This window comes from Maritimibacter alexandrii (assembly GCF_005871115.1).
In the GTDB taxonomy this organism is placed as follows: Bacteria; Pseudomonadota; Alphaproteobacteria; order Rhodobacterales; family Rhodobacteraceae; genus Maritimibacter; species Maritimibacter alkaliphilus.
In genome coordinates this window covers 853,263-878,775 of sequence record NZ_SWKQ01000009.1, presented here as the reverse complement: position 1 = coordinate 878,775, position 25,513 = coordinate 853,263, and the positions used below count along the sequence as shown (strand labels likewise).

The window sequence follows — 25,513 nt, the reverse complement described above, 5'->3', positions numbered from 1 at the left end:
GACCACCCAAGGGCGCGATGTCTGGCGCCGGCCTTTACGCCGCTAGACCACCTTTCCAACGGCGACGTTCGCGTCCTCGATCCTACCTTCTCACCGACCTTTCCACGGGCGCGTCGTCCACATGCCGTGGCGGCATTCGGCGGATTCACACCCCCTCAACCAAAACACATTGACACATATCAATGTATGCATTTCCAATGAGCCTTAAGATTAAGTAAGTGACTAGTTACAAAATTAGCGACCCATCGCGTTGGCCAAGGAGGAAACGCCGTGACCACATACACATCACCCACGCATGTGTTTTCGATTGAAGACCTGACCGCGACATACTCAGGCGTACAGTATCCGGCCTTGCCCGGCATGCTCGATACGGCCGGAACCACTGTCGAGCCATACACCGACAGGGACGGAAACATCCTCTATGCGATCGACAGCGAGTTCGGGTTCTATATCGACGACTTCATCGGCGCGCTTGAAAAGGTGCTGGACGGCGATTTCGCAGAAGGGTTCGCCGGTAACGCTTTCGACGACGAAGGGAATCAGATCGGTATCGCCCTGCGCGACGCCGAAACCGACGTGTTCCTCTCCGGCGCGCCCTTCGGAACATGGTCGCTGGGTCTGGGCGGGAACACCGTCAAAGCGTCGACCGAGCACTACGAAACGATGGCGTCGGTCCTGTCGGATCAGGAATATCCCGGCGATCCGGGCGCGATTGGACCGCTCGACGACGATCTCAAGATGCTGGACATCCGTCCGAGCGAGGTGACGCCGGGCACGTTCGACATCGGCCCCCTTAACAACGCCTATATCCACGAGCTGATTCAGGCGCTTCAGGCCGCGATGGATTCGGCGGACCCCGGACTCGACACGGTTCTGTCCGACATCGACTTCGACCGTGACGGCGTGCTCGACACCTATCGCATCACCAAGACTACCGTGAATTTCGACGATGACGGCGACGGTATCGCGGACCCCATCGTGGTCGGCGCGGTCGATGTCGACAACGACGGCACCATCGACATCGTGGACAGCTTCCTGAACGGTTACGGCGGCGATGCCGACATCGTGGACCTGCTGGAACCCAACGAATCCAGCGTGACCTACAACATCGCCTACGGTCAGGATTACTCGGTCACGCTCAAGGACGACGGCAAGCTGCTTTACCGCTGGGGCGAGGCGGTCAAACGCCCAAACGACATCCGGCTAGAGGTCGACATGCCGCTGCCCGAGGAATGGACGCGGGACGCCAACAACAACTCGATCATGGACGGTCTAGAAGGCAGCGGATTCACGATCACGCGGGCCGAACTGGTCATCACCCACGACATTACGAACAACCCGAACGATCAGGTCCGCCCCGAAGATTACGAGAACGAAGCGGCCATCGGTCGGCTTCCGTCCTTCTACATCGTCAAGGACCCGGACGATCCGACCAAGCTGCTCTGGGTCTCGCCGCTCGACAGCTTCGATGGGACGGGTGAGCCGCTTCCGAGCTACTTCATCCTCGACGCCAACGGCAACGTCGACCTCGCCGCGGGCGGCACGGCGGTCTACGACCCCAACGACGTTCTGGTCGGCTACCGCAACGAAGATGGCGGCGGCAACCCGGTCGGGACGGTCTTCCGCAGCGATGCGCTGGCCGAAATGAACGCGGCTGCCGGTCTGGATTTCATGACCGAAGACCTCGAGCACGGTTTCACCGAGGCATGGTACACCACCACCGACCGCGAGCCGTTCGAATGGTCCTACGATCTGTTCCCGACCGATCCCTACAAGAACGTCTTCGAAAGCTTCCGCTCGCCCGATGACGCCGAAGATGCCGGGTTCACCGAGGATGCGCTGGTCTCCGGCCCGCGCTGGCGCCTGACGCCGAACAAGTTCGGGCAAGATTTGCCGGGGCTGGAAATCCCGCTCGAAGAGAATTCCGAGCCGCCCTACACCCGCGACAACATCAAGTACGATACCGGCGAAGTCATCACGACGACCCTGAACCTGCTCGACTGGGAGGGCGACTCTCCCCTTGCCAGCAGCCTCGGCTGGATGAGCATCGACATTGCGACGCTCGACGAGAACGCCGATGGCTTGATCGACGAAGGCTGGTCGATGGTCAACGGGGCGCTCGGGGCGGGGGATGCCGTTCCCACCGATCCGATCCTGACCGCCGTTACGCCCAATGGCGTGACGCTGGAGTCCAGCTTCTTCGACGTTGCCGTCTACATGAAAGGCGACCGTCAGGACGACTCGATCATCTACGATATGGAACTCATCATCGAGTACGAATCCGATGCGGGCGACGTCATCGGGGCGGTTCAGAGCGTCGGCGGCGTGAATCATCAGACCCAGACCGTCAGCTATCAGGGCGGCACGACCTTCGACAATCCGGTGGTCTTCGCCTCACTCGCCAGCCGCGTGGGCTGGGACATGGTGACGGTTGAATTCACCGACATCTCGGCGACCGGTGCCAGCTTCTTCCTTGATGAACCCGAGGGTTACGATGGCACCCATGCTGCCGAAGAGGTGACGCTGGTCACCTTCGAAGAGGGCGTCTGGGAGCTTGCGGATGGCAGCCTGCTTCAGGTCGGCACGACGAACTTCGCTGCCGGAGCGACCGACGCATTCCACCGCGTCACCTTCGAACAGGCTTTCGACGAAGCACCCATCCTGCTGCTTCAGATCCAGTCCGACAACGGCGGCGAATGGGAGATCGTTCGCGCCCAGAACATCGGCGCCGATGGTTTCGATTTCGCAATCGAAGAACGGGAAGCCGCAGACGGGTGGCACACCTCGGAAGTCGTCGGTTGGGCCGCGCTCGATGCATCGGCGGCAGACGGTGTGATCGACTGGGGCGGCATCGGATCGCAGGCGTTTTCGACGGGCGATACCGTCTCGCACGAGATCGCGCCTTTCGCTCTGGATGCGGCGGTCGGGGCCGACCCGCTCGTGGCGGCCTTCCTTGCCAGCTACAACGGGGCGGATACGGCCAACGTCCGCACCACGGGCGTGACCTACGACGGTTTGGTCGCCTCGGCCAACTTCAAGATCGACGAAGAAACCAGCCTCGACGCCGAACTCGAACATGCCTTCGAGGATGTGCACGGCTTTGCCTTCGAGCAGGCCGGATTGCTCACGGGCATGGAATACGTCGACCCCCTGCTCATCACCTGACGCAGGCGCGTGACACACAAGATCGGGCGGCCCGTCGTGGCCGCCCGAAGGTGTCCTGAACTGGGCACTGAGATCAGGAATAATTCGAAAGGCCAGACACGTGAGACTTGTAACAACCGCCGCCCTCGGCATGACCATTCTGACCGTCGCCTGCACGGAACAGACCCCCCGCGTGAGCTACTCCGAGCCGGTCTTCAACAAGTTCGGCGAGCCGTCCTGCCGCCCGCCTGACGTGCCGATCGGCGGGATTTACACTGCGTCCATGCCCATCTGCGATTCACGGTCGGTGGCCGTCGTCCCAGCCGGCACCCGGACCGCGACTTCGCCCACAGGCACCGCCAAGCCGCCCACCACGGAAGACGATGGGTCCGAGACCACGACGGACACGACAGACAGCACCGACCCCACTGAAGATCCCACGGACCCGACGACGGGTGGAAGCGGAACGCAGAACCAGAACACCCAGTCCACGCAGAACTCGAACCGCAACACGTCGAGCACGCGAAACCAGTCGCAATCCAGCAGCGGGAATCCGTAACGGCTGACCGGTTCCCGAACGCAACGCGGCATTACGGCTGGCATTTGCCGGGAGGCGAAGTCCCACAGGGGACAAGCGAACTGTCTGGTGCGCCGAGTGGCCTGTGGGCACTCGTGTGACATGGTGTGAGTGTATTGGCGGGAAATTCAGCTGGCGCGGAGACGGTTCGGCCCCGCAGGCTCAGACCACCAGCGTAACACGCTCCTTGACCCGTGCGTTTCAGAGCGAAGCGCCAGATGGATCAACGGATTTTTTGTGAGAAATGGTGCCCAGGAGAGGACTCGAACCTCCACGTCCATACAGACACCAGCACCTGAAGCTGGCGCGTCTACCAATTCCGCCACCTGGGCACAGGTGCGTGGAGCCGCGATGTAAGGCCCCGCGCAAACAGTGTCAACGGGATTCGCACACTTTCAATTCGCCTTGTTCCGGTTGACGCCGGGGGCTATGCAGGAACCCGTATTTACGAAGGAGATCGGGCATGTCGAAACTCGTGACCATCTACGGCGGTTCCGGCTTTGCGGGGCGCTATATCGCGCGGCGCATGGCCAAAGCAGGGTGGCGCGTTCGCGTTGCTGTGCGCCGACCGAACGAGGCGATTTTCGTGAAGCCCTATGGCGCGGTCGGGCAGGTCGCGCCGATCCTGTGCAACATCCGCGACGATAATTCGGTGGCCGAAGCGATGACGGGCGCGGATGCGGTCGTGAACTGCGTGGGCACCTTCGACAAGGGCGGCAAGAACAACTTCGGCGCTGTGCAGGACGAGGGTGCGACGCGGATCGCGCGGCTGGCCGCCGAAAAGGGGATTGGGACGCTCGTCCACCTTTCCGCCATCGGCGCGGACACGGAGGGCGACAGCCTGTATGCGCAGTCCAAGGGACGTGGCGAGGCGGGCATCCTCGAACATTTCCCCAATGCGGTGATCCTGCGCCCTTCGGTGATGTTCGGGCCCGAAGACAACTTCTTCAATCGGTTCGCGGGCATGACCCGCATGGGGCCGGTGCTTCCCATCGTCGGCGGCCAGACCCGGTTCCAGCCGGTGTTCGTCGATGACGTGGCCGCTGCGGCCGAAAAGGCGGTCAAGGGCGAGGCCGCGCCGGGGATCTATGAGCTTGGCGGGCCGGACGTGCAGACCTTCCGCGAATTGATGCAGGATATGCTGACCGTCATTCAACGCCGCCGCATGATCGTGAACATTCCGTTCTGGATCGCGGGCGTGATGGGGACCGTTTTCGACGCCGGCTCCGCGATGACCGGGGGGCTCGTGTCGGCGCCGCTTACGCGCGATCAGGTGACGTCGCTCAGGTCCGACAACGTGGTCGCCGAGGGCGCGAAAACCTTTGCCGATCTGGGCATCACGCCGACCGCGATGGAGGTGGTGCTGCCGCAATACCTGTGGCGTTTCCGCCAGACCGGGCAGTATGCCGACATCACCGCCTCGGCGCGCAATCTGCGAACCTGAGCGCGTGGGAGCCTGAACGCAGGGCCGATCCGAAAGGGTCGGCCTTTTTTGGTTCAGGTATAGGCGATGACGAGCAGTACGATCCCGAGGATCACGCGGTAGACCACGTATGGCGTGAAGCTGACCGAGCGCAGCAGCCGCATCATCAACGACAGGGCGAGCAGGGCGGCGACGAATGCCATGACGGCGGCGATGGCCCCGTCCCGAAGAACCGCCCAGTCAGCTTCCGACGCGGCTTCCACGCCCAGAAGCAGACCGGAGGCCATGATCGTCGGGATCGACATCAGCATGGCAAGCCGGGTGCCGTCCTCGCGCTTGTATCCCAGCGCTCGCGCGCCCGAGATCGTGGCGCCGGAGCGGGAGGTGCCGGGGATCAGGGCGAGCGCCTGCCACAGCCCCATGACGATCGCATCGCGCAGGGTCCAGTCCGCGTCGGTCTTGGTTTCGGCCCCTCTCTGGTCGACCCAGTACAGGACGAGCCCGAAGATCAGCATCGTCCAGCCGATGACCGTGATCGACCGCATCGCGTCGGACAGCCCGGTAACGCTTAGGATCAGGCCGAGAGCGAGAACGGGGATCGTGGCGATCAGCAGGAGAAAGGCGAGGCGCGATCCCTTGGTGTCGATCCGGCCCGTCAACATGCGGGGGATGCCGAAAAGCCCCTCCCGCACATCCGACCAGAAGTAGAGAACGACGGCGCCGAGCGTGCCCACGTGGACCGCGACGTCGATGACCTGACCCTGATCCTCGAGCCCGGTGAGATTCGGTAGAAGAATCAGGTGACCGGAGGAGGAAACCGGAAGAAACTCGGTAAGTCCCTGAATGACAGCGACAATAAACAGGTGGAAGAGCGACATGCCTACTGCCTCGGGTTTGGAAGTTGCCCAAAGCTAACCATTTGGAAAGTAATGGAAAGCGGAAATATAGGTCAGTAAGAGTTACTTAAAAATTCTCCAAACGGTCGGAAAAACACGCTACCTTGGGCGATATGATCGTTTTTAGGTCAGTAATTATGCCTTTTCTTTTTCGGAAACCCTGCTAGATAGGCGGCTCGAAGACGGAGGACGTGATGGCCAAGCAGCCGATGTTGAAATTCGTGACTGTTCAGCGAGACATGCCCGAAAAGCGTGGCGCAGAACTACGTCGTGAAGACTTTCACGAGATTTATGCAGAGTTCGCGGATGCGAAGGCAGCCGAGCAATCGGCGCGGTGCAGTCAGTGCGGTGTGCCGTACTGCCAAAGCCACTGCCCGCTTCACAACAATATCCCCGACTGGCTGCGCATGACCGCGACCGGGCGGCTCAAGGAAGCCTACGAGATTTCGCAGGCGACCAACACCTTCCCGGAAATCTGCGGTCGCATCTGCCCGCAGGATCGTCTGTGCGAAGGCAATTGCGTGATCGAGCAGTCGGGCCACGGCACCGTCACCATCGGTGCGGTCGAGAAATACATCACCGACACGGCGTTTGAAAAAGGCTGGGTCGAGGACATCAAGCCCGCCGCCGAGCGCGGCGAGAGCGTCGGAATCATCGGCGCCGGCCCCGGTGGCCTTGCCGCCGCCGACCGTCTGCGTCGCGCGGGTGTGCAGGTCACCGTCTATGACCGCTACGACCGCTCCGGCGGGCTGCTGACCTACGGCATCCCCGGCTTCAAGCTGGAGAAAGACATCGTCATGCGCCGCAACGAGCAGCTTGAAAAGGGCGGTGTGGAGTTCGTGATGAACTGCAACGTCGGCGAGGACATCAGTTTTGCCGAGCTGCGCGAGAAACATGATGCCGTGCTCATCGCCACGGGTGTCTACAAGACCCGCGATCTGTCCGGCCCCGGCGCGGGCAGCGCGGGAATCGTGCGCGCCATCGACTATCTCACCGCGTCGAACAAGGCGTCCTTCGGTGACGAAGTTGCCGAGCACAAGGACGGCTCGCTTTGGGCCGAGGGCAAGAAGGTCGTCGTGATCGGCGGTGGCGATACCGCCATGGACTGCGTGCGCACCGCGATCCGTCAGGGTGCCACGAGCGTAAAATGCCTTTATCGCCGCGACCGCGACAACATGCCCGGCTCGCAGCGTGAGGTTGCCAATGCCGAGGAAGAAGGCGTGGAATTCGTCTGGCTTTCCAACCCGAAGGGGTTCCACGGCGACCCGGTGACGGGTGTCGTGGTGCAGCGGATGCGGCTGGGTCAGCCCGACGCCACAGGCCGCCGCTCGCCCGAGGCGATCGAAGGCGCGGAATACGTCGAAGAGGCCGATCTGGTCATCAAGGCGCTGGGTTTCGAGCCTGAGGACCTGCCGACGCTTTGGGATCAGCCGGAGCTTCCGGTGACCCGCTGGGGGACGATCAAGGCCGATTTCCGCACCGGTGCGACCGACATGGAAGGCGTCTACGCAGTGGGCGACATCGTGCGCGGTGCCTCGCTCGTCGTATGGGCGATCAAGGACGGCCGCGACGCCGCCGACGCGATGCTCAAGCGGTTCAACGCCGCGGCGGCAAGCGTCGCTGCGGAGTGAGGAACGGCGTGCACAGCGGGTAAAAACGCTGTGCACAGGGACGAAAAACGGCACTTCGGAAATGTCAGCGCACCTGACCCGGTCAAGGCCAAAGGTAAAGGAGGGGTTTAGATGAACCATCGCATCGCCGTGACGCTCGCCGCCGCGACCCTTCTCGCCATGCCTGCCCAGGCCCGCGTGTTCACCCCGCCCGAAGGGTGCGAGGTGTTTCTGACGGTGCAATCGAAGCAATGTTCCGTGTCCAACCTTTATCGCTGCGACACCGACACGGGCGGCTTCGCCGAAGCCATGTTCGACGGCGAGGGTATGTCGGCGGTCGTCACCTACGGCGCCGGCTACCAGTGGCAGGACAGCCTTTACATGTGGGACAACTCCCGCGAACGGCTGGTCGAACCGGCCGAAGACCCCATCGACCTGCCGACCCTGACTGACGAGGGCATCGACACGTTCCGGTTCACGATGCACCGCACCGCGCCGGGCGAAGATCGCGAGATCACCATCGTCGGGGCCGACATGCTGTCTGGTGAAACCACGGTCATCGACGGCATGACGCTCGACATCGTTCAGACCCAGCTTCAGATCCTGACCGAGGACGGGACCGTGGAATACCAGTCGCGCGGGGTTCAATACCTCAACCGCGAGTTGGGCCTGTTCTTTCTTGGACCGGAAGAGGTGCTCGACGACACGGGCGAGGCGACGCCTTACGACAACAGCCCTGTCGATTTCATCCATCCGGGCGAGCCGGGCTTTGCCCAGACGCTCCCCCTATACGAATGCGACCAGCAGAAGGCGGGGTTCACCCCCGCGCCAGCCGCCCCCACTCCGGGGCTTGAGGAGACCGACCATGACCAAATTTGACGAACGCTGGGTGGCCGAGGAAGAAGCCAAGCGCGCTTACCTTGCCGAACATGGGATGTACCGCGAAGAGTTCGAACACGCCTCGTGCGGCGTGGGCCTCGTCGTGTCGATCGACGGCAAGAAAAGCCGCAAGGTCGTGGAATCGGGCATCGAGGCTCTGAAGGCGATCTGGCACCGGGGCGCGGTGGATGCCGACGGCAAGACCGGCGACGGCGCGGGCATCCACGTGCAGATTCCGGTGGAGTTCTTCTACGATCAGGTCCGCCGCACCGGCCACGAGCCGCGCGAGAAAGAGATGATCGCGGTCGGTCAGGTGTTCCTGCCGCGCACCGATTTCGGCGCGCAGGAGACGTGCCGGACCATCGTCGAGACCGAAGTCCTTCGCATGGGCTATTACATCTACGGCTGGCGCCACGTCCCCGTGGATATCTCCTGCCTAGGCGAAAAGGCCAACGCGACCCGGCCCGAGATCGAACAAATCCTGATTTCGAACGCCAAGGGCGTGGACGAAGAGACGTTCGAGCGTGAGCTTTACGTCATCCGCCGCCGGATCGAAAAAGCCGCAGCCGCGGCAGGTGTGGGTCAGCTTTACCTCGCCTCGCTGTCGTGCCGGTCGATCATCTACAAGGGCATGATGCTGGCCGAACAGGTGGCCGAGTTCTACCCCGACCTGAAAGACGAGCGGTTCGAAAGCGCGTTCGCAATCTACCACCAGCGCTATTCGACCAACACCTTCCCGCAGTGGTGGCTGGCCCAGCCGTTCCGGATGCTGGCCCACAACGGCGAGATCAACACGCTCAAGGGCAACCTGAACTGGATGAAAAGCCACGAGATCCGCATGGCTTCGGGCGCGTTCGGGGATCTGGCCGAGGACATCAAGCCGATCGTGCCGCAGGGCTCGTCGGACAGTGCCGCGCTGGATTCGGTGTTCGAGGTTCTGGTGCGCGCCGGACGTTCCGCGCCGATGGCCAAGACGATGCTGGTGCCCGAGTCGTGGTCCAAGCAGTCGGCGGAGATGCCGAAGGCGTGGGTGGATATGTATTCCTACGCCAACTCGACGATGGAGCCGTGGGACGGCCCCGCCGCGCTGGCCATGACCGATGGGCGGTGGGTCTGCGCGGGTCTCGACCGCAACGGCCTGCGCCCGATGCGCTATGTCGTGACGGGTGACGGGCTGGTGATCGCCGGGTCCGAAGCGGGCATGGTCCCGGTGGACGAGGCGACCTGCGTCGAGAAAGGCGCGCTTGGCCCCGGTCAGTTGCTCGCCGTCGATATGAAAGAGGGCAAGCTCTACCACGACGTCGAGATCAAGGACAAACTCGCCAACAGCCAGCCGTTCGGCGACTGGGTCGGCAAGGTCAACGACATCGACGAGGAACTGCTGGGCGTCGAAGAAAAGGCGCTCCATACCGGGTCCGATCTGCGCCGCCGTCAGGTGGCCGCCGGCTACACGCTGGAAGAGCTGGAACAGATCCTCGCGCCGATGGCCGAGGACGGGAAAGAAACGCTGGCATCCATGGGTGACGACACGCCGTCTGCGGTGTTGTCGAACGAATACCGGCCCCTGAGCCATTTCTTCCGCCAGAACTTTAGTCAGGTGACGAACCCGCCCATCGACTCGCTGCGCGAATTCCGGGTCATGAGCCTCAAGACCCGGTTCGGCAACCTTAAGAACGTGCTCGATGAAACCGGAAGCCAGACCGAGATCCTCGTGCTGGAAAGCCCCTTCGTCGGCAACGCGCAGTTCGAAGAGTTGCTCAAGCACTTCAACGCGAAATGCGTCGACATCGACTGCACCTTCCCGGCGGAAGGTGGCGATCAGGCGCTGCGCGACGGCCTGGCCCGCATCCGTGACGAGGCGGAAGAGGCCGTGCGGTCGGGTGCCGGACACATCGTTCTGTCGGACATGGCGCAGGACGAGGACAAGGTGGGGATGCCGATGATCCTTGCCACCTCGGCAGTGCATTCGTGGCTGACGCGCAAGGGGCTACGGACCTTCACCTCGCTCAACGTGCGGTCGGCCGAGTGCATCGACCCGCATTACTTCGCGGTGCTGATCGCGTCGGGTGCGACGGTGGTGAACGCCTATCTCGCCGAAGACAGCCTTGCCGACCGGATCGAGCGCGGCCTGCTGGAAGGCAGCCTGACCGATGCCGTTCGCAAGTATCGCGAGGCCGTGGATCAGGGTCTGCTCAAGATCATGGCCAAGATGGGTATCTCGGTCATCTCGTCCTATCGTGGCGGTCTGAACTTCGAAGCCGTGGGTCTGAGCCGCGCGATGGTCGCGGACTACTTCCCCGGCATGACCAGCCGTATCTCGGGCATCGGCATCGGTGGTATCCAGAAGAAAGCCCGCGCGATCCACGCGAAAGGCTGGCGTCTGGGGCAGGACATTCTGCCCATCGGCGGCTTCTACAAGGCTCGCAAGAACGGCGAGACCCACGCTTGGGGTGCGCAGACCATGCACCTGATGCAGGCGGCCTGCGACCGCGCGTCCTACGAGATGTGGAAGCAGTATTCGGCCCGGATGCAGGCGAACCCGCCGATCCATCTGCGCGACATGCTCGACATTAAACCGCTGGGCGAGCCGGTTCCGATCGAACAGGTGGAATCGATCACCTCGATCCGCAAACGGTTCGTGACCCCCGGCATGTCGCTGGGCGCGCTGTCGCCCGAAGCGCACAAAACGCTGAACGTCGCGATGAACCGGATCGGCGCCAAGTCTGATTCCGGTGAGGGCGGCGAAGACCCGGCGCATTTCGTGCCGGAGCCGAACGGTGACAACCCGTCTGCCAAGATCAAGCAGGTCGCATCGGGCCGTTTCGGCGTGACCGCCGAATACCTGAACCAGTGCGAAGAGCTTGAGATCAAGGTCGCTCAGGGTGCCAAGCCCGGCGAGGGTGGTCAGCTTCCGGGGATGAAGGTCACCGACCTGATCGCACGTCTGCGTCACTCCACCAAAGGCGTCACGCTGATCTCGCCGCCGCCGCACCACGACATCTACTCGATCGAAGACCTTGCGCAGCTGATCTACGACCTCAAGCAGATCAACCCGCGCTGCAAGGTGACGGTGAAACTGGTGGCGTCCTCCGGCGTCGGCACGATCGCGGCTGGTGTCGCCAAGGCGAAAGCGGACGTGATCCTGATTTCCGGTCACAACGGCGGCACGGGCGCATCGCCCGCCACGTCGATCAAGTTCGCCGGTCTGCCGTGGGAGATGGGTCTGTCTGAAGCGCATCAGGTGCTTGCGATGAACAACCTGCGCTCGCGGGTGACGCTGCGCACCGATGGCGGTCTTCGCACGGGTCGTGACATCGTCATGGCCGCGATGATGGGTGCCGAGGAATACGGCATCGGTACCGCCGCGCTGATCGCGATGGGCTGTATCATGGTGCGTCAGTGCCAGTCGAACACCTGCCCGGTGGGCGTGTGTACGCAGGACGAAAGCCTGCGGGCCAAGTTCACGGGCAATGCCGACAAAGTGGTGAACCTCATCACCTTCTACGCCACCGAAGTGCGCGAAATCCTCGCCCGGATCGGTGCCCGTTCGCTGGACGAGGTGATCGGTCGTGCGGATCTTCTGAGCCAGGTCAGCCGGGGTGCCGCGCACCTTGACGATCTGGACCTGAACCCGCTCCTGATCTCGGTCGATGGCGTCGGCAAGGACACCTACGACCGCACCCGGCCGCGCAACGAGGTGCTGGATACGCTTGACGCCGAAATCGTGAAGGATGCCGCGCGCTTCCTGAACGAAGGCGAGAAGATGCAGCTTCAATACGCCGTCCAGAACACGGCTCGGACCATCGGGACGCGGGTGTCGAGCCATATCGTTCGCAACTTCGGCATGAACAACAACCTTCAGCCCGATCACCTGACGATCAAGCTGTCCGGTTCCGCCGGTCAGTCGTTGGGCGCTTTCGCGGCCCCCGGTCTCAAGATCGAGGTCGCGGGCGACGCCAACGACTATGTCGGCAAGGGCCTGTCCGGGGGCACGGTCGTCGTGCGTCCGACCATGTCGTCGCCGCTGGTGGCGAGCGAGAACACGATCATCGGCAACACCGTGCTTTACGGTGCGACCGCCGGGTATCTGTTCGCGGCAGGTCGCGCGGGTGAGCGGTTCGCCGTCCGCAACTCTGGTGCTCATGTGGTGATCGAGGGCTGTGGGTCGAACGGGTGTGAATACATGACCGGTGGTGTCGCGGTGATCCTGGGGACCATCGGGGCCAACTTCGGGGCCGGGATGACGGGCGGTATGGCCTATCTCTACGACCCGGACGCGGTGGCCGAGACCTATATGAACAAGGAAACGCTGGTGACCTGCCCGGTGACGGTCGAGCACTGGGAAACCGAGCTGCGCGGCCTGATCGAACGGCATGTGAAAGAGACGAACAGCCGCAAGGGTGCCGAGATCCTTCAGCACTGGGATATCGAGAAGGACAACTTCCTTCAGATCTGCCCGAAAGAGATGCTGCCGCACCTCGCCGCACCGCTTTCGGTCGAAGAGGGCGCGATCCCGGCCGAGTGATCGCCGTCGTGACTTTGAAAAGGGCGTGCCGTTGGCGCGCCCTTTTCCGTTACAAAACATGATTTTTCGTTATGCTGGCCTCACAACAAGGGGGCTTGCCATGAAACGACTACTCAAGATCGCGGCCGTGTTGATCGGTCTCGCGCCGGCGGCGGCGTCGGCCCAGCAATGGGGTGCGGTGTGTATCGGTCCGGGCGGCGCATGGGGATATGCGCATAGTTATGGGAGCGAATCGGGGGCCTACAACCGGGCCTTGCAGGAGTCGCAATACGACTGCGAAGAGGTGCGGACGTTCTTCAACACCTGCGCCGCGATGGCCGTCGCCTCCAACGGCGGCTGGGGTTGGTCGACCGGCAATTCGCGCGGACAGGCCGAGGCAGGGGCGATGAGTTATTGCCGCCAATACGGGTCGGGCTGTCAGGTCCGCGTTTGGGCCTGTTCCGGCTGAGAACAATTCGTTGACGAACCCATAGGGCGTTCGCCGGATTGAGAATCCGTGCCAGACTTGCCCAAACTGGGGGATTCGATGCTGTTACATATTGCTGCCACGGCGCAGTTTTTCATGCGTGTCATATTGGGATTGTGCTTCGGACTGATCGCCGGGGCCATGCTGGCGACGTTTCTTCCGATCTACGCCTGACGGGAACCGGACTTGCGCTTGCGACGTTCGATTTCCGAATGGATTGAACGGAGTGTCCCATGTCCGAGATCGTCGTTGCCCGTTTTCCCGACGCGGCCAAGGCCGAGGCCGCCCGCATGGCGTTGGCGAAGCTGGGCCGCACCTATCAGATCGAGCCGGAAGACATCGAACTGGTCAGGCGCGGCACCGACGGCAACGCCGAGATCATGCCGGAGGTCAACATCCGCCTCGCCCATGTGATCGGCGGCGCGGTCTGGGGGGCCGTTCTGGGCGTCGTCTTTCTTGTGCCCGTCATCGGCGCGGCGGTTGGATCGGCCGCTGGGTTTCTGACCGGGCGATTCACCGACGTCGGGCTTCGCGATGCGTATCTTCGCGATGTCGGACACCAGATCGCCCCGGGTGAGGCCGCTGTCGCCCTACTTGCCCGTCGTGTGGACCCCGGTGCCTTGGCCGAGACGGTTCGCCGGTTCGGGGGCAAGGTCATCCGCTCTTCCTTAAGCGGGCGACGCGCCGACCAGATCCGAACCGTGACCGCAGCGGATGCGCGCGGCGCCGAAAAGGCCAGCTTTCGGGACCAGCCCGAGCTTGCTTGACCACGCGCCCGCGCCCGTGGTCATAAGTGGCCATGGCGCGGAAATCGAAAAAGACCGAAGCGAAACCACGCCGCGTCAGGGCCAAGCGCCCCGCGCGGCGTTTCATATGGCGTTGGTCGCGGCGCATCGTTCTTGGGTTCGTCGCCCTGATTTGCCTTTTGGTCTCGCTCTTCGCCTTCGTGAACCCGCCCACCACGCTTTACATGGCGAGCGAGTCGCGCCGCCTTGGCGGTGTGGCGCATGACTGGATCGACATCGAATATGTTGCGCCAGTGATGGCCCGGTCCATCGTGGCGGCGGAAGATGCGAACTATTGCCTGCACTGGGGCTTCGACATGGAAGCGATCCGGCAGGTCATCGAAGCGGGCGAAACGCGCGGCGCCTCGACCCTGTCGCAGCAGGTCGTCAAGAACGTCTATCTCTGGCCTGCCCGCAGCTATGTGCGCAAGGCGCTGGAGGCGATCATCACGCCGGTCGTGGAACTGGTCTGGACCAAGCGCCGGATCATCGAGGTCTATATGAATGTGGCCGAGTTCGATGAGGGCGTGTTCGGCGTTCACGCAGCCGCCCAGCATTACTTCGGGGTCACCCCCGACAAGCTGACGGATGTGCAGGCCGCCCGTCTGGCCGCGATCCTGCCGAGCCCCAAGGAACGCTCGGCCTCGAACCCCGGTCAGTTCGTGCAGCGCCGAGCCGCGTCGATCCGCGACGGGGCGGCGACGATCCTCCGAGACGGGCGGGCGGATTGCTTCGAGGATTGAACCCTTTCGCATTTCACGGCATGACAGGCGAAACCCCAATAAAAACGCTGCGATGATCCGCCTTTACCACTCCCCCCTGTCCCCGTTCTGCCGCAAGGTGCGGCTCGTCCTTGCCGAGAAGCGGCTGGAGGTCGAGCTGGTCGAGGAACGCTATTGGGAAAAGAGCGTCGAGTTCATGCGCCGCAATCCGGCGGGCAAGGTTCCGGTGCTGCGCATCGACGGCAAGACGCTGACCGAAAGCGCGCCGATCTGCGAATACATCGAGGAAACCGTGCCGGAGCCGTCTCTGATGCCGAATTCGGCCGACGGGCGGTACGAGGTGCGGCGGCTGGTCATGTGGTTCGACGACAAGTTCCACAGCGAAGTGACGTCGAACCTGCTGTATGAGCGCGTGAACAAGAAGCTGATGGGGCAGGGCTACCCGGATTCGACGCGGATCAAGAACGGGGCGAAGGCGATCAAGTATCACCTCGACTACATGGGGTGGCTTCTGGATCAGCGGCGCTGGCTGGCGGGCGATGCCCTGACGCTGGCCGATTTCGCGGCGGCCGCGCATCTGTCGGCGCTCGACTACATCTCGGACGTCGACTGGAACCGCAACGCCAACGTGCGGGAGTGGTATGCCAAGATCAAGTCGCGGCCCGCGTTCCGGTCGTTGCTGGCCGATCAGGTGCCAAGCTTCCCGCCGCCCGAACATTACGCCAACCTCGATTTCTGACGCGGCCCGGACCGGAGAGGTCCCATGACACTGACCGAAAAGCTGAAGGCGCAGGCACTGGCCGAGGGGTTCTCGGCAGTCGGTGTGACGCGTCCCGATGCCGTGCCGGAACTGGCCGACCGGCTGGCCGCCTTCGTCGAAGCGGGCCGGCATGGCGACATGGGCTGGATGGCCGAGCGGATGCACTGGCGCGGCGCGCCCGATGCGCTGTGGCCCGAGGCGAAGTCGGTCATCATGCTGGCCGAGCTTTACACGCCGGAGCACGACCCGATGGCCGTGATCGGAGAACCGGAGCGCGGCGCGATCAGCGTTTATGCACAGAACCGCGACTACCATGACATCGTGAAGAAACGGCTGAAGCGGGTCGGGCGCTGGCTGATCGACGAGGCGGGGACAGGGACCGAGATCAAGGTGTTCGTCGATACCGCGCCGGTGATGGAGAAGCCGCTCGCGCAAGCCGCGGGGCTGGGGTGGCAGGGCAAGCATACCAATCTGCTCAGTCGCGACTTGGGAAGCTGGTTCTTCCTCGGTGCGATCTTCACGACGGTCGAATTGGAGCCGGATCGTCCGGGGCGTGAGAACTGCGGTCGCTGCACCGCCTGTCTGGACGTCTGCCCGACGGATGCCTTCCCCGCGCCCTTCCAACTCGATGCGCGGCGCTGCATTTCCTACCTGACGATCGAGCACAAGGGTCCGGTGGACGAGGCCCTTCGCCCCCTGCTGGGGAACCGGATTTATGGGTGCGACGACTGCCTCGCCGTCTGTCCGTGGAACAAATTCGCCGCCGAGGCGTCGGAGGCGCGTTATCTGGCGCGAGACGATCTTGCCGCGCCAAGGCTCGCAGACCTCGCGGCTCTGGACGATGCGGCGTTCCGCGAGAAGTTCTCCGGCAGTCCGATCAAGCGCATCGGCCGGAACCGTTTCCTGCGCAATGTGGCCTATGCCATGGGCAATTCGGGCGACCCGTCGTTCGCCCCACGGCTTCAGCGCCTCGCAGGTGAGCCTGACCCGGTACTGGCCGATGCGGCCACGTGGGCTCTGACCCGGATCGGTCGTTAAGCCGATCCGAACTCAAGCATCTCGGCCCACTGCACGCTGTCCTCGGATTTCGGTCAATTGATCGGAACGTGCATGTGAAAGGCTTCGACCGCGGCGCTGATCCCGCGTGCCGCTCGGGCGACCGAATAGGGTCCGATGGTGGTATGCCCGACCCTGTAGGTGACGCGCGTGGTGTCGACGCCCGGGTGGAAGAAAACGAAGACCTCGACCCCCTTGGCCTTGAAGGCGTTGACGATGGCGAGTTCCAGCGCCCGTTGCGAATATCCCCCGGCGCGGGCGGGCACCCATTCGACCTGTGCGACGATGTGGATCTGTTCGGTGGGGCGGCCCCTGTCATAGGCCGACAGGGCTTGCTGTGTGACGCCAAGGGGCCGAAGGTTCGGATCCTTCGTCACCACGTAATAGACGAGCGACATCGCGGTCGGCATCACGATAAGCGCGATGATCCCGAGAACGTAAAGGATGTTGCGGCGCGCGGCCATGCCTGCCCCCAGAGTTGGACGAGGCCACTCTAGGGGACAGGTCTTTTCAAAGTGTTACGACCGAACGTGCCGTTCGTAGGCCTCGGCGATCTCACGGGTGAGCGCGCCGACCTCGAAGGTGTAGTCCCCGATCTGACCGACCGGCGTCACCTCGGCCGCCGACCCGGTGAGCCAGCACTGTTCGAACCCTTCCATCTCCTCGGGCATGATGTGGCGCTCGTGCACCTTCACGCCCCGCTCTTCGAGCATCTTGATGACGGTCTGGCGGGTCAGGCCGTTCAGGATCGCGTCGGGCAGGGGGGTATGAACCTCGCCGTCCTTGACGAAGAACACGTTGGCCCCTGTCGCCTCGGCCACATAGCCGCGATAGTCGTAAAACAGCGCGTCCGAGCATCCCTTGGCCTCGGCCGCGTGCTTGGACATGGTGCAGATCATGTAAAGACCGGCGGCCTTGGCGGCGGTCGGGATCGTTTCCGGCGAGGGGCGCTTCCACTTCGAAATGTCGAGCTTCGCGCCCTTCATCTTGGCGTCGCCATAGTAGCTGCCCCATTCCCAAGCCGCGATGAACAGGCGCACGGGGTTGCGCGAGGAACTGACCCCCATGTCTTCGCCCGCGCCCCGGAACGCGACGGCCCGCACGTAGGCATTGGAGAACCCGTTTGCCTTGAGCACCTCGTCCTTGGCGGCGGTGATCTGTTCCGCCGTCCACGGGATCGGCATGTCGAGCAGCTCGCCCGAGCGCAGCAGACGCTTGGAATGCTCGTCGGTCAGGAAGATCTTGCCATCATACGCGCGTTCGCCCTCGAACACGGACGAGGCGTAGTGCAGCGCGTGGGTCAGGATGTGTACGTTGGCGTCGCGCCAATCGACGAGCGTGCCGTCGACCCAGATCTTGCCGTCGCGGTCATCATATCCAGCCATTCCAACCTCCTTGGCCACATGGGCGCTTTTGCAAATGTTGCGCAAACTATGTCCGAACCGGACGTAAAGTTGCGTCAAAGACGCGATTCGCTACCATTGAGGGGTGGTAAAGTCAACAAGACTGACGTAAATTGCCTATCCGAAGGGCATTTTGTGAACGAGGATACCAAGGATGGACGACCGGCGTGGACCCCACCTGCTGTTCCTCACCGACGAGCAGCTCAAAAAGGGCATCGAGGCGATGTTCTTTGCCTACAAGGGCTTTACGGCGGACCCAGACCGCATCCTTGAACAATACGGCTACGGGCGGGCGCATCACCGGGCGATCCACTTCATTCATCGCAGCCCCGGCACGACCGTCAACAACCTCCTGGCGATTCTCGGCGTTACGAAACAGTCGCTGAACCGCGTTTTGCGCACACTGGTCGAAGACGGGCTGGTCGAAAGCCGCGTGGGCACGCGCGATAAACGCGAACGGCACCTGGTGCTGACCGAGAAAGGTCAGGCACTCGAGGCGGACCTCGCCGAAGCGCAGCGTGCCCGGATGCGCGCGGCCTACCGCGAGGTCGGGCCGGAGGCGGTCGACGGGTTCCGAAAGGTGCTGGAGGCGATGATGGACCCGGACATGCGCCGCCACTTCAACGCGCTGAAGGACCCGGAATGAGCCAGCCGGACGCGCATCTGCTTTTGGTCGACCCGGATGAGACCAAGCGCGGTCTGCTCAAGACCTTTCTCGGTCGACATGGCTTCCTCGTCTCCGCCGCGCGGGATGTAGACCATGCGCAGCGCCTGCTGTCGGGGCTGGATTTCGACCTGATCGTGCTGGAGGATGTGGCCGAGGCCGCACCGCTGTGCGATCTGACCGAAGCCCCGGCGCTGTGGCTGGTCGCGGCAGGCGAAACGCGCGAGGGCGAGGTCCTGTTGAAACCGTTCGAGCCGCCCGCGTTGATCGACAAGATCAACCAGATGCTCGACCGCCGCCCGCCGCCCGAATCCGCCGCACCCAAGGTGCTCAGGATGGGGCCGTTCACCTATGACATCGAAGCGGGTGCCCTGACTCAGGGCGAAGCGCGCGTGCGCCTGACCGCGACCGAGGTCAAACTGATGCGTGCGCTGGCGGCCCGGCCCAATGCGCCGATCACGCGGTCCGAACTGGCCGACGTGGTCGATGCCGACCCGGCAAGCCGCGCGGTCGACGTCCAGATCACGCGGCTGAGGCGCAAGCTGGAACCCAACCCCAAGATGCCCAAGGTGCTGCAAACCGTGCGCGGGACCGGCTACATGATCGTCGCCGACTGATCGCGTCCCCACGTCACGCTTGCGCCGATGGTCTGCCCCGTGCCTCTCTCACCCCCAAGGGAGGATCAGCCATGTACGAAGTGATCGGAAAGATCGACACCCGCGCGTTCCGCGTGCTCTGGATGCTCGAAGAACTGGGCCAGCCTTACGAGTGGACCAAGGCCGGGCCGCGCAGTGCCGAGGTGATGGCGCACAACCCGTCGGGCAAGGTGCCGGTCCTGCTGGTCGATGGCGAGCCGGTGAACGACTCGGTCGCGATCATGCAGTATCTGGCGGACCGCCATGGCGCGTTCACCCATCCCGCAGGGACGCTGGAACGCGCGCGCCAGGACGCGATCACCAACTTCCTGATCGACGATTTCGACGCGCTCCTCTGGATGGGCGCGCGCCACGTCTTCGTCCTGCCGGAAGAGCACCGGATGCCCGAGATCCGGTCGTCGCTGAAATGGGAATTCGCCGGCGCGGTGGAACGCTGTGCCGGTATCCTCGGCGACAAGGTCTTCCTGACCGGGGAAGAGATGACGGTGCCGGACATCCTGGCCGCCCATTGTGCGAATTGGGCCTTCTCGGCCAAGTTCCCGCTCGAGAACGATAGGTTCAATGCCTACGTCAAGCGGATGCGCGACCGGGACGCCTTCAAACGCGTGGCGGCGCTGGCGAAAGCCTAGCCCAGCGCCTGACGGGCCGCCGCCAGCCCGGTGGCGAAACAGGCGGTCAAAAGGTAGCCGCCCGTCGGCGCCTCGCAATCCAGCATCTCGCCGCAGGCATAAAGGCCGGGAATGGCCCGGATCGCATAACCGTCGAGGGCTTCGGCCGTGATGCCCCCTGCGGTCGAGATCGCCTCGTCGATCGGGCGCAGTCCGACATGGCGGATCGGCAGCGCCTTGACGAGCGGGGCGAGGTCGTCGGGCAAGGGCCGCCCGAACTCCATCAACAGGGCGAGGCGAACGGTATCCAGCTTCAGCGCCTTGCGCAGATGTGCCGCGACGGTGGCCTTGCCGCGCGGCTTGGCCAGACGCGTGGCCACCTCGTCTTGCGTCAGGTCGGGGCACAGGTCGACGGTAAGCGCCGCACCCTCACGCACCGCGCGCGAGACGGCGTAAATTGCCGAACCTTCGAGACCCCGCGCCGACACCACGAACTCCCCCCGGACCGTGGTGTCGCCTGCGGTGAGCCGGGCCACCTTGACCGGCGCGCCAAAGTGCTTGGCCATATGATCCGACCAGTGGACCACCAGACCGGCGTTCGCAGGGGCGAGCGGCGCGATATTCACGCCACGATCCGCCAGCCACGGCACCCATGCCCCGTCCGAGCCGAGGCGCGCCCAACTGCCGCCGCCAAGCGCGAGGATGCAGAGATCGGGGGTGACGACCTGCCGCCCCTCCGGCGTGTCGAAGACATAGCCCGCGCCGTCGAATCCGACCCATCGCCAGCGTGTGCGGATGGTAACGCCGTCGAGGGTGCCGAGCCATGCCCGCAAAAGGAGCGAGGCTTTCATCGCTTCGGGAAATACCCGGCCCGACGAACCGGTGAAGACCGGCTGGCCCAGCCCGCGTGCCCAATCCGCGACCTCCACCGGTCCGAAATCCACAACCGCCGCCCGCACCAGCCCAGCGCAACTGCCGTGATAGGCGGCAAGGAACCGTTCGAGCGGCTCGTCCTTGGTCAGGTTCAGCCCGCTCTTACCCGCCATCAGGAATTTTCGCGCAACCGAGGGTTTCCCTTCGGCCACCACCACGTCGCAGTCGTCACGCGCCAGCGCCCCGGCGGCCATCAACCCTGCCGGACCCGCGCCGATCACCAGTGCTTGCCGTTTCACGCCGTTCATCCCACCTTCACTGCATGGAAGCGCCGCCCGACACAAGCGACCCGATCTGCCCGATCTGCGCCCGCCCGATCCCCGAAGGCGTTCCGCAATCGCGTCATCACCTGATCCCACGCCTGAAGGGCGGCAAAGGCGGCGAGACGGTGCTGCTGCACCACATCTGCCACAAGGAAATCCACGCGACCCTGTCCGAGGCCGAGCTGGCCCGCATCTACAACACGCCCGAGGCGCTGCTCACCCATCCCCGGATCGCGAAATTCGCCAGATGGGTCGCCAAGCGCCCGCCCGACTTCCTGTCCCGCAGCGAAGGCAAACGCCGTCCCCGCCGTTAGGTGTTTCCGGTCTCGAAATATCCCGGGGGAGCGCGAGGGGGCTGGCCCCCTCGCCCGGGTCGGGGCGGGCGCAAGCCCGATCCGAAATCAGATCAGGCCCTTGATCCCGGCCACATGCTCCGGCGTCGCGCCCAGCGCATCCGTGGCCAAATCCCGCGCAGCCGTGGCGACATCCGCGTCGATGATCCGGTCGATCAGCCCCCAGTCGAGCGCCTCGGGCGCATCGACTTTCTGCCCCGCCATCAGGATCATCTTGGCCCGCGACGGGCCAACGAGTGCCGCAAGGCGTTTTGGGTCCGACGGTTGCGGCAGGAAGCCCAACTTCATCACCGGGTAAAAGAACTTGGCCGACGGCACCGCGATCCGCAGATCGCAGGCCAGTGCCATACCCATCGCCCCGCCTGCGAGCGTGCCGTTCAGGGCCGCGATGGTCAGGATCGGGGCGCTGGCGATGGCGCCCGAGAGCCGTTCCCAGACCGGATCGGTGGCAAGCCCCGCGCGCGCCTCGTCAAGATCGGCCCCGGCGGAGAACACCTTGCCTTCCCCGGTGAAGATCAGCGCGCGTGCGGCGCTCGACGCCTCTTCGGCCACGGTCGCCAGTTCGAGCAGCATCTCGCGGGTGAGCGAATTGGCCTTGTCGGGCCGGGCGATGGTGGCGATCCAGAGGCCGCCGTCCCGCTCCAGCCGGATCATGCGATCAAGCCCACGGCGCGGCGCACATCTTCGTCACGCAAAGACACCTCCTGCCCGAGCCATGCATCCCCATCCGGGCCGCAAAGCCACATCAGGCACTTCGCGGGCCAGTCGGGCGGGATGTGGTCGGACCAGTCGAGCTGGCTGACCGGGTTCACGCCGGAGGCCTTGATCTCGCGCTGCATCTCGGTCGCCACGGTGCCGGGCGACAGGCCGATGGCCCGGATGCCGTGACCCACCTCTTCCTTGTGAAGACACCGGGTCAGCATGTGGACCGCGGCCTTGGAGGTGCAGTAGTGGCTCCATGCCTCCAGCGCGCCATGCGCCGCGCCGGACGAAATCGTCAGAACCGTTCCGCTGCCTGCTTTCCGCATTGTCGGCAGCACCGCCCGCATGCCGTGGTAGACGCCCTTGACGTTGATATCGATCACCCGGCCCCAGTCGTCCGGGTCGCTGTCCGCCATGTTCGCAATCGGTTCGATCACGCCCGCGTTGTTGATGAGCACGTCGACGCCGCCGAACTGCGCGATGGCTTCGTCCACGGCGGTCTGCACCGCTTCGAAGCTGGCCACGTCGCATTCCAGGGCGAGCGCGTTGTCCCCGATCTCTTCCGCCAGTGAGTTGAGCGCATCGCCGGAACGGGCCAGCAGGGCGACGTTCGCCCCGGTCTCGGCGAACACGTGCGCGGCGGCCTCGCCGATCCCCCGGCTCGCGCCGGTGATGACCACCGTCTTGCCTGTCATATCCATCTGAAAACTCCCTGTTTCGCGCAGACCGTAATGGTTCGGCGCGCGGTGGGCCAGTGCGTCGCCCTTGCGGGGGGGCGTTGGGGCCGTTACCTGAGACGACAACGTGGAAAGGAAACCCATGAAGGCCAAGCTCGACAGTCTCACCCAACAGCTTCTCGACGCCGCGCGCAAAGCGGGGGCCGACAATGCCGACGCGCTCGCCGTCGCGGGCACGTCGCTGTCCATCGACGTGCTCAAGGGCGCGCTGGAACATGCGGAGCGGTCCGAGGGCGTGGACATCGGGCTGCGCGTGATGGTCGGGCATCGTCAGGCGAACGTGTCGGCCTCGGACACCTCGGCGGACACGATCGAGGAAATGGCACAGAGGGCCGTCGCGATGGCGCGCGAGGCGCCGGAGGACCCCACCATCGGGCTGGCCGATCCATCGCAATATGCCCGCGACTGGGATCTGGCGGCGCTGGAACTGGCCGACCCGTCAGACGAGCCGGCGCCCGATGCGCTGGAAGAGGATGCGCGGGTCGCCGAACAGGCCGCGCTGGGCGTCGAGGGCGTCAGTCAGGTGCAGGCCACGTCTGCGGGCTACGGCCGCACTGACATTTTCCTCGCCACCTCGAACGGGTTCGCGGGCGGCTATGGCCGCACGACGCGCGCCGTGTCGCTTGCCGCGATCTCAGGCACGGGTGCCGAGATGGAGCGGGAATTCAACGGCGAATCCCGCATTTTCCAGACCGACCTGCCGTCGGCGGAAGAGATCGGACGCATCGCAGGCGAACGGGCAGCGGCGCGCAAGGGCGCGAAACAACCGCCGACCGGCACCTATCCGGTCCTGTTCGACGAACGCGTTTCGGCTTCGATCATCGGGCATCTTCTGGGGGCGATCAACGGGACATCCATCGTGCGCGGGTCGTCCTTCCTGCGCGACAGGATGGGCCAGCAGGTTCTGCCCGCGCATCTGTCGATCATCGAAGACCCGCTGCGCGTGCGTGCCACGGGATCGCGCCCCTTCGACGGGGAGGGCCTTCCGACCGGGCGCCGGGCGCTTGTCGAAAACGGCGTTCTGAACGGCTGGGTGCTCGACCTCGCCACCGCGCGCAAACTGGGGCTGGAAAGCACGGCGAATGCCGGGCGCGGCACCGGTGCGCCGCCGAGCCCGGGCGTGTCCAACATGTACCTGACACCGGGGGACAAGACCCATGCCGACCTCATGTCCGATATGGGGACCGGGCTGCTGGTCACGGGGCTGATCGGGTCGACCGTGAACCCGAACACGGGCGATTATTCGCGCGGCGCCTCGGGCTTCTGGGTCGAGAACGGTGAAATCGCCTACCCGGTCAACGAATGCACCATCGCGAGCAACCTGATCGACATGCTTCTGCGGATCATTCCGGCGAATGACGCCGAGCCGCACAAGTCGCGGCAGGTGCCGTCGCTTCTGATCGAAGGGATGACCCTTGCGGGAAGCTGACACCGCGCTTCTGGCCGACGCGGCGCGAGAGGCGGGGGAGATCGCGAAACGGTTCTTCAAGCGCGACGTGACCAAGTGGGAAAAGCCGGACTATCAAGGCCCGGTGACCGAAGCCGATCTGGCGGTCGACGAGATGCTGAAGGACCGTCTGCGGGCCGCCCGGCCGGATTACGGCTGGCTGTCCGAAGAGACGCCGGACGCGACCGACCGTCTGGATGCCGAGACGGTGTTCATCATCGACCCGATCGACGGGACGCGGGCCTTCATCGAGGGGAACCCGACGTGGTCCCATTCCCTTGCCATCGCGAAGGGTGGCGCGGTCGTGGCGGCGGTCGTCTATCTGCCGATGCACGACAAGCTTTATGCGGCGACGGCGGGGCAAGGGGCGATGCTGAACGGCGAGGCCATTCGCGCGTCGGAGCAGAGCGTTCTGGCCGAGGCCGAGGTGCTGGCGGCGAAGCCCGCGATGGAGCCGCACAACTGGCTCGACGCCGATGTGCCGGAGATGAAGCGGCAATTCCGTTCGTCGCTCGCCTATCGTATGGCGCTGGTCGCCGAGGGCCGCAAGGACGCCATGTTCACGCTGCGCGCGACGTGGGAATGGGACGTGGCCGCCGGAACATTGCTGGTCGCCGAGGCCGGCGGGCGCGTGTCGGACCGCAAGGGCGGCGTGCTGGGGTTCAACAATCGGCATCCGCAAGTCAACGGCGTGGTCGCCGGTGGTGGTGCGGTCCACGCCGATATCGTTTCGCGCCTGCTTTAGGGATTTCGCCGCGGGCTTGCGCCCGCGTCGACCCGCTGGAGGGGAGGCCAGCCTCCCCTCCAGACCTCCCCACCGGGATATTTTGGACCGGAAAGGGGGTGTGCGTTTCGCTCTGCCACAGCCGGGAATCGAGGTAGGATGAGGGGTCACTTGCGAGGA

General features: G+C 64.3%; 23 protein-coding genes and 1 tRNA gene. 17 read left to right on the top strand and 7 right to left on the bottom strand.

Translation table 11 applies throughout. From position 1 onward, the window contains the following. Positions 1-270: 270 nt before the first annotated feature. Together FCT00_RS05250 and FCT00_RS05245 are read left to right on the top strand one after the other, a co-directional pair. A complete protein-coding gene (locus tag FCT00_RS05250; RefSeq protein ID WP_138422108.1) occupies positions 271-3,165 on the top strand; it encodes an H-type lectin domain-containing protein in 2,895 nt (964 codons plus the stop codon). A 130-nt stretch (positions 3,166-3,295) separates the two neighbouring features. Continuing rightward, positions 3,296-3,703 (top strand): hypothetical protein, encoded by a 408-nt coding sequence (locus FCT00_RS05245; RefSeq protein ID WP_138422107.1) that lies wholly within the window; start codon positions 3,296-3,298, stop codon positions 3,701-3,703. A gap of 263 nt (positions 3,704-3,966) precedes the next feature. On the opposite strand, the gene FCT00_RS05240 is transcribed toward FCT00_RS05245, so the two are convergent. Next, positions 3,967-4,053: transfer RNA gene (locus tag FCT00_RS05240), tRNA-Leu, on the bottom strand. A 131-nt stretch (positions 4,054-4,184) separates the two neighbouring features. Between FCT00_RS05240 and FCT00_RS05235 the strand changes: the two genes are divergently transcribed. Next, the gene (locus FCT00_RS05235) at positions 4,185-5,165 is read left to right on the top strand and encodes a complex I NDUFA9 subunit family protein (RefSeq protein ID WP_138422106.1); all 981 of its coding nucleotides are present in this window, start codon (positions 4,185-4,187) and stop codon (positions 5,163-5,165) included. A gap of 53 nt (positions 5,166-5,218) precedes the next feature. Here the strand turns inward: FCT00_RS05235 and FCT00_RS05230 are convergent, their stop codons facing one another. Further along, the gene (locus FCT00_RS05230) at positions 5,219-6,022 is read right to left on the bottom strand and encodes an undecaprenyl-diphosphate phosphatase (protein WP_138422105.1); all 804 of its coding nucleotides are present in this window, start codon (positions 6,020-6,022) and stop codon (positions 5,219-5,221) included. A 212-nt stretch (positions 6,023-6,234) separates the two neighbouring features. Between FCT00_RS05230 and FCT00_RS05225 the strand changes: the two genes are divergently transcribed. The 8 genes from FCT00_RS05225 (at position 6,235) to queG (ending at position 16,825) form a co-directional block, all read left to right on the top strand. Next, a complete protein-coding gene (locus FCT00_RS05225) occupies positions 6,235-7,671 on the top strand; it encodes an NAD(P)-dependent oxidoreductase (protein ID WP_138422104.1) in 1,437 nt (478 codons plus the stop codon). 111 nt (positions 7,672-7,782) lie between these two features. After that, positions 7,783-8,529 carry a hypothetical protein gene (locus FCT00_RS05220; RefSeq protein ID WP_138422103.1) on the top strand — a complete coding sequence of 249 codons (747 nt, stop codon included), beginning with the start codon at positions 7,783-7,785 and terminating at the stop codon, positions 8,527-8,529. Continuing rightward, on the top strand, positions 8,516-13,054 hold the full coding sequence (gltB, locus tag FCT00_RS05215) for a glutamate synthase large subunit (protein ID WP_138422102.1): 4,539 nt from the start codon (positions 8,516-8,518) through the stop codon (positions 13,052-13,054). Before FCT00_RS05220 ends, gltB begins: the two co-directional genes overlap by 14 nt. Before the next feature lie 100 nt (positions 13,055-13,154). Further along, positions 13,155-13,502, top strand: coding sequence for a DUF4189 domain-containing protein (locus tag FCT00_RS05210; RefSeq protein ID WP_050771974.1), 348 nt, complete (start codon positions 13,155-13,157; stop codon positions 13,500-13,502). Between the two features lie 251 nt (positions 13,503-13,753). Then, positions 13,754-14,287, top strand: coding sequence for a DUF1269 domain-containing protein (locus FCT00_RS05205; RefSeq protein ID WP_138422101.1), 534 nt, complete (start codon positions 13,754-13,756; stop codon positions 14,285-14,287). A gap of 32 nt (positions 14,288-14,319) precedes the next feature. Further along, positions 14,320-15,048: a monofunctional biosynthetic peptidoglycan transglycosylase gene (gene mtgA, locus FCT00_RS05200; protein ID WP_138422100.1), complete on the top strand. Its 729-nt coding sequence runs from the start codon at positions 14,320-14,322 to the stop codon at positions 15,046-15,048. 52 nt (positions 15,049-15,100) lie between these two features. Then, positions 15,101-15,766, top strand: coding sequence for an FtsZ-binding protein FzlA (gene fzlA / locus FCT00_RS05195; protein WP_008333163.1), 666 nt, complete (start codon positions 15,101-15,103; stop codon positions 15,764-15,766). A gap of 24 nt (positions 15,767-15,790) precedes the next feature. Beyond that, positions 15,791-16,825 carry a tRNA epoxyqueuosine(34) reductase QueG gene (queG, locus tag FCT00_RS05190; RefSeq protein WP_138422099.1) on the top strand — a complete coding sequence of 345 codons (1,035 nt, stop codon included), beginning with the start codon at positions 15,791-15,793 and terminating at the stop codon, positions 16,823-16,825. Positions 16,826-16,878: 53 nt separating this feature from the next. Here queG and FCT00_RS05185 read toward each other — a convergent pair whose 3' ends face one another. Both FCT00_RS05185 and FCT00_RS05180 read right to left on the bottom strand, forming a co-directional pair. Then, on the bottom strand, positions 16,879-17,307 hold the full coding sequence (locus FCT00_RS05185) for a hypothetical protein (RefSeq protein WP_138422098.1): 429 nt from the start codon (positions 17,305-17,307) through the stop codon (positions 16,879-16,881). A 54-nt stretch (positions 17,308-17,361) separates the two neighbouring features. Beyond that, the gene (locus FCT00_RS05180; RefSeq protein ID WP_040885024.1) at positions 17,362-18,228 is read right to left on the bottom strand and encodes a branched-chain amino acid aminotransferase; all 867 of its coding nucleotides are present in this window, start codon (positions 18,226-18,228) and stop codon (positions 17,362-17,364) included. A gap of 172 nt (positions 18,229-18,400) precedes the next feature. Here FCT00_RS05180 and FCT00_RS05175 point away from each other — a divergent pair, with 172 nt between their 5' ends. The 3 genes from FCT00_RS05175 to FCT00_RS05165 all read left to right on the top strand — a co-directional run bounded on the left by FCT00_RS05175 (position 18,401) and on the right by FCT00_RS05165 (position 20,195). After that, positions 18,401-18,892, top strand: a complete 492-nt coding sequence (locus FCT00_RS05175; protein WP_040885026.1) for a MarR family winged helix-turn-helix transcriptional regulator — start codon at positions 18,401-18,403, stop codon at positions 18,890-18,892. Continuing rightward, the gene (locus FCT00_RS05170) at positions 18,889-19,527 is read left to right on the top strand and encodes a winged helix-turn-helix domain-containing protein (RefSeq protein ID WP_040885028.1); all 639 of its coding nucleotides are present in this window, start codon (positions 18,889-18,891) and stop codon (positions 19,525-19,527) included. Before FCT00_RS05175 ends, FCT00_RS05170 begins: the two co-directional genes overlap by 4 nt. A 71-nt stretch (positions 19,528-19,598) precedes the next feature. Then, entirely contained in the window at positions 19,599-20,195 is a 597-nt protein-coding gene (locus tag FCT00_RS05165; protein WP_138422097.1) for a glutathione S-transferase family protein, read from the top strand. On the opposite strand, the gene FCT00_RS05160 is transcribed toward FCT00_RS05165, so the two are convergent. Beyond that, positions 20,192-21,355, bottom strand: a complete 1,164-nt coding sequence (locus tag FCT00_RS05160) for a TIGR03862 family flavoprotein (protein ID WP_171042891.1) — start codon at positions 21,353-21,355, stop codon at positions 20,192-20,194. The genes FCT00_RS05165 and FCT00_RS05160 overlap by 4 nt on opposite strands. Before the next feature lie 14 nt (positions 21,356-21,369). Here FCT00_RS05160 and FCT00_RS05155 point away from each other — a divergent pair, with 14 nt between their 5' ends. Further along, positions 21,370-21,684, top strand: a complete 315-nt coding sequence (locus FCT00_RS05155; protein WP_138422095.1) for an HNH endonuclease family protein — start codon at positions 21,370-21,372, stop codon at positions 21,682-21,684. 87 nt (positions 21,685-21,771) lie between these two features. On the opposite strand, the gene FCT00_RS05150 is transcribed toward FCT00_RS05155, so the two are convergent. Beyond that, positions 21,772-22,377, bottom strand: coding sequence for an enoyl-CoA hydratase/isomerase family protein (locus FCT00_RS05150; RefSeq protein WP_138422094.1), 606 nt, complete (start codon positions 22,375-22,377; stop codon positions 21,772-21,774). Further along, on the bottom strand, positions 22,374-23,126 hold the full coding sequence (locus FCT00_RS05145) for an SDR family oxidoreductase (RefSeq protein ID WP_138422093.1): 753 nt from the start codon (positions 23,124-23,126) through the stop codon (positions 22,374-22,376). The genes FCT00_RS05150 and FCT00_RS05145 overlap by 4 nt, the downstream gene beginning before the upstream one ends. A gap of 118 nt (positions 23,127-23,244) precedes the next feature. Here FCT00_RS05145 and FCT00_RS05140 point away from each other — a divergent pair, with 118 nt between their 5' ends. Both FCT00_RS05140 and FCT00_RS05135 read left to right on the top strand, forming a co-directional pair. Continuing rightward, a complete protein-coding gene (locus FCT00_RS05140) occupies positions 23,245-24,591 on the top strand; it encodes a TldD/PmbA family protein (protein ID WP_138422566.1) in 1,347 nt (448 codons plus the stop codon). Further along, positions 24,578-25,354: an inositol monophosphatase family protein gene (locus FCT00_RS05135; RefSeq protein ID WP_138422092.1), complete on the top strand. Its 777-nt coding sequence runs from the start codon at positions 24,578-24,580 to the stop codon at positions 25,352-25,354. The genes FCT00_RS05140 and FCT00_RS05135 overlap by 14 nt, the downstream gene beginning before the upstream one ends. Positions 25,355-25,513 lie beyond the last annotated feature (159 nt).

Excerpts from the sequence above, each read along its gene's own strand:
- FCT00_RS05245 (WP_138422107.1), top strand. The coding sequence starts at position 3,296 with ATGACCATTCTGACCGTCGCCTGCACGGAACAGACCCCCCGCGTGAGC.
- FCT00_RS05235 (WP_138422106.1), top strand. The coding sequence starts at position 4,185 with ATGTCGAAACTCGTGACCATCTACGGCGGTTCCGGCTTTGCGGGGCGC.
- FCT00_RS05230 (WP_138422105.1), bottom strand. The coding sequence starts at position 6,022 with ATGTCGCTCTTCCACCTGTTTATTGTCGCTGTCATTCAGGGACTTACC.
- FCT00_RS05225 (WP_138422104.1), top strand. The coding sequence starts at position 6,235 with ATGGCCAAGCAGCCGATGTTGAAATTCGTGACTGTTCAGCGAGACATG.
- FCT00_RS05220 (WP_138422103.1), top strand. The coding sequence starts at position 7,783 with ATGAACCATCGCATCGCCGTGACGCTCGCCGCCGCGACCCTTCTCGCC.
- gltB (WP_138422102.1), top strand. The coding sequence starts at position 8,516 with ATGACCAAATTTGACGAACGCTGGGTGGCCGAGGAAGAAGCCAAGCGC.
- FCT00_RS05210 (WP_050771974.1), top strand. The coding sequence starts at position 13,155 with ATGAAACGACTACTCAAGATCGCGGCCGTGTTGATCGGTCTCGCGCCG.
- FCT00_RS05205 (WP_138422101.1), top strand. The coding sequence starts at position 13,754 with ATGTCCGAGATCGTCGTTGCCCGTTTTCCCGACGCGGCCAAGGCCGAG.
- mtgA (WP_138422100.1), top strand. The coding sequence starts at position 14,320 with ATGGCGCGGAAATCGAAAAAGACCGAAGCGAAACCACGCCGCGTCAGG.
- fzlA (WP_008333163.1), top strand. The coding sequence starts at position 15,101 with ATGATCCGCCTTTACCACTCCCCCCTGTCCCCGTTCTGCCGCAAGGTG.
- queG (WP_138422099.1), top strand. The coding sequence starts at position 15,791 with ATGACACTGACCGAAAAGCTGAAGGCGCAGGCACTGGCCGAGGGGTTC.
- FCT00_RS05185 (WP_138422098.1), bottom strand. The coding sequence starts at position 17,307 with ATGGCCGCGCGCCGCAACATCCTTTACGTTCTCGGGATCATCGCGCTT.
- FCT00_RS05180 (WP_040885024.1), bottom strand. The coding sequence starts at position 18,228 with ATGGCTGGATATGATGACCGCGACGGCAAGATCTGGGTCGACGGCACG.
- FCT00_RS05175 (WP_040885026.1), top strand. The coding sequence starts at position 18,401 with ATGGACGACCGGCGTGGACCCCACCTGCTGTTCCTCACCGACGAGCAG.
- FCT00_RS05170 (WP_040885028.1), top strand. The coding sequence starts at position 18,889 with ATGAGCCAGCCGGACGCGCATCTGCTTTTGGTCGACCCGGATGAGACC.
- FCT00_RS05165 (WP_138422097.1), top strand. The coding sequence starts at position 19,599 with ATGTACGAAGTGATCGGAAAGATCGACACCCGCGCGTTCCGCGTGCTC.
- FCT00_RS05160 (WP_171042891.1), bottom strand. The coding sequence starts at position 21,355 with ATGAACGGCGTGAAACGGCAAGCACTGGTGATCGGCGCGGGTCCGGCA.
- FCT00_RS05155 (WP_138422095.1), top strand. The coding sequence starts at position 21,370 with ATGGAAGCGCCGCCCGACACAAGCGACCCGATCTGCCCGATCTGCGCC.
- FCT00_RS05150 (WP_138422094.1), bottom strand. The coding sequence starts at position 22,377 with ATGATCCGGCTGGAGCGGGACGGCGGCCTCTGGATCGCCACCATCGCC.
- FCT00_RS05145 (WP_138422093.1), bottom strand. The coding sequence starts at position 23,126 with ATGGATATGACAGGCAAGACGGTGGTCATCACCGGCGCGAGCCGGGGG.
- FCT00_RS05140 (WP_138422566.1), top strand. The coding sequence starts at position 23,245 with ATGAAGGCCAAGCTCGACAGTCTCACCCAACAGCTTCTCGACGCCGCG.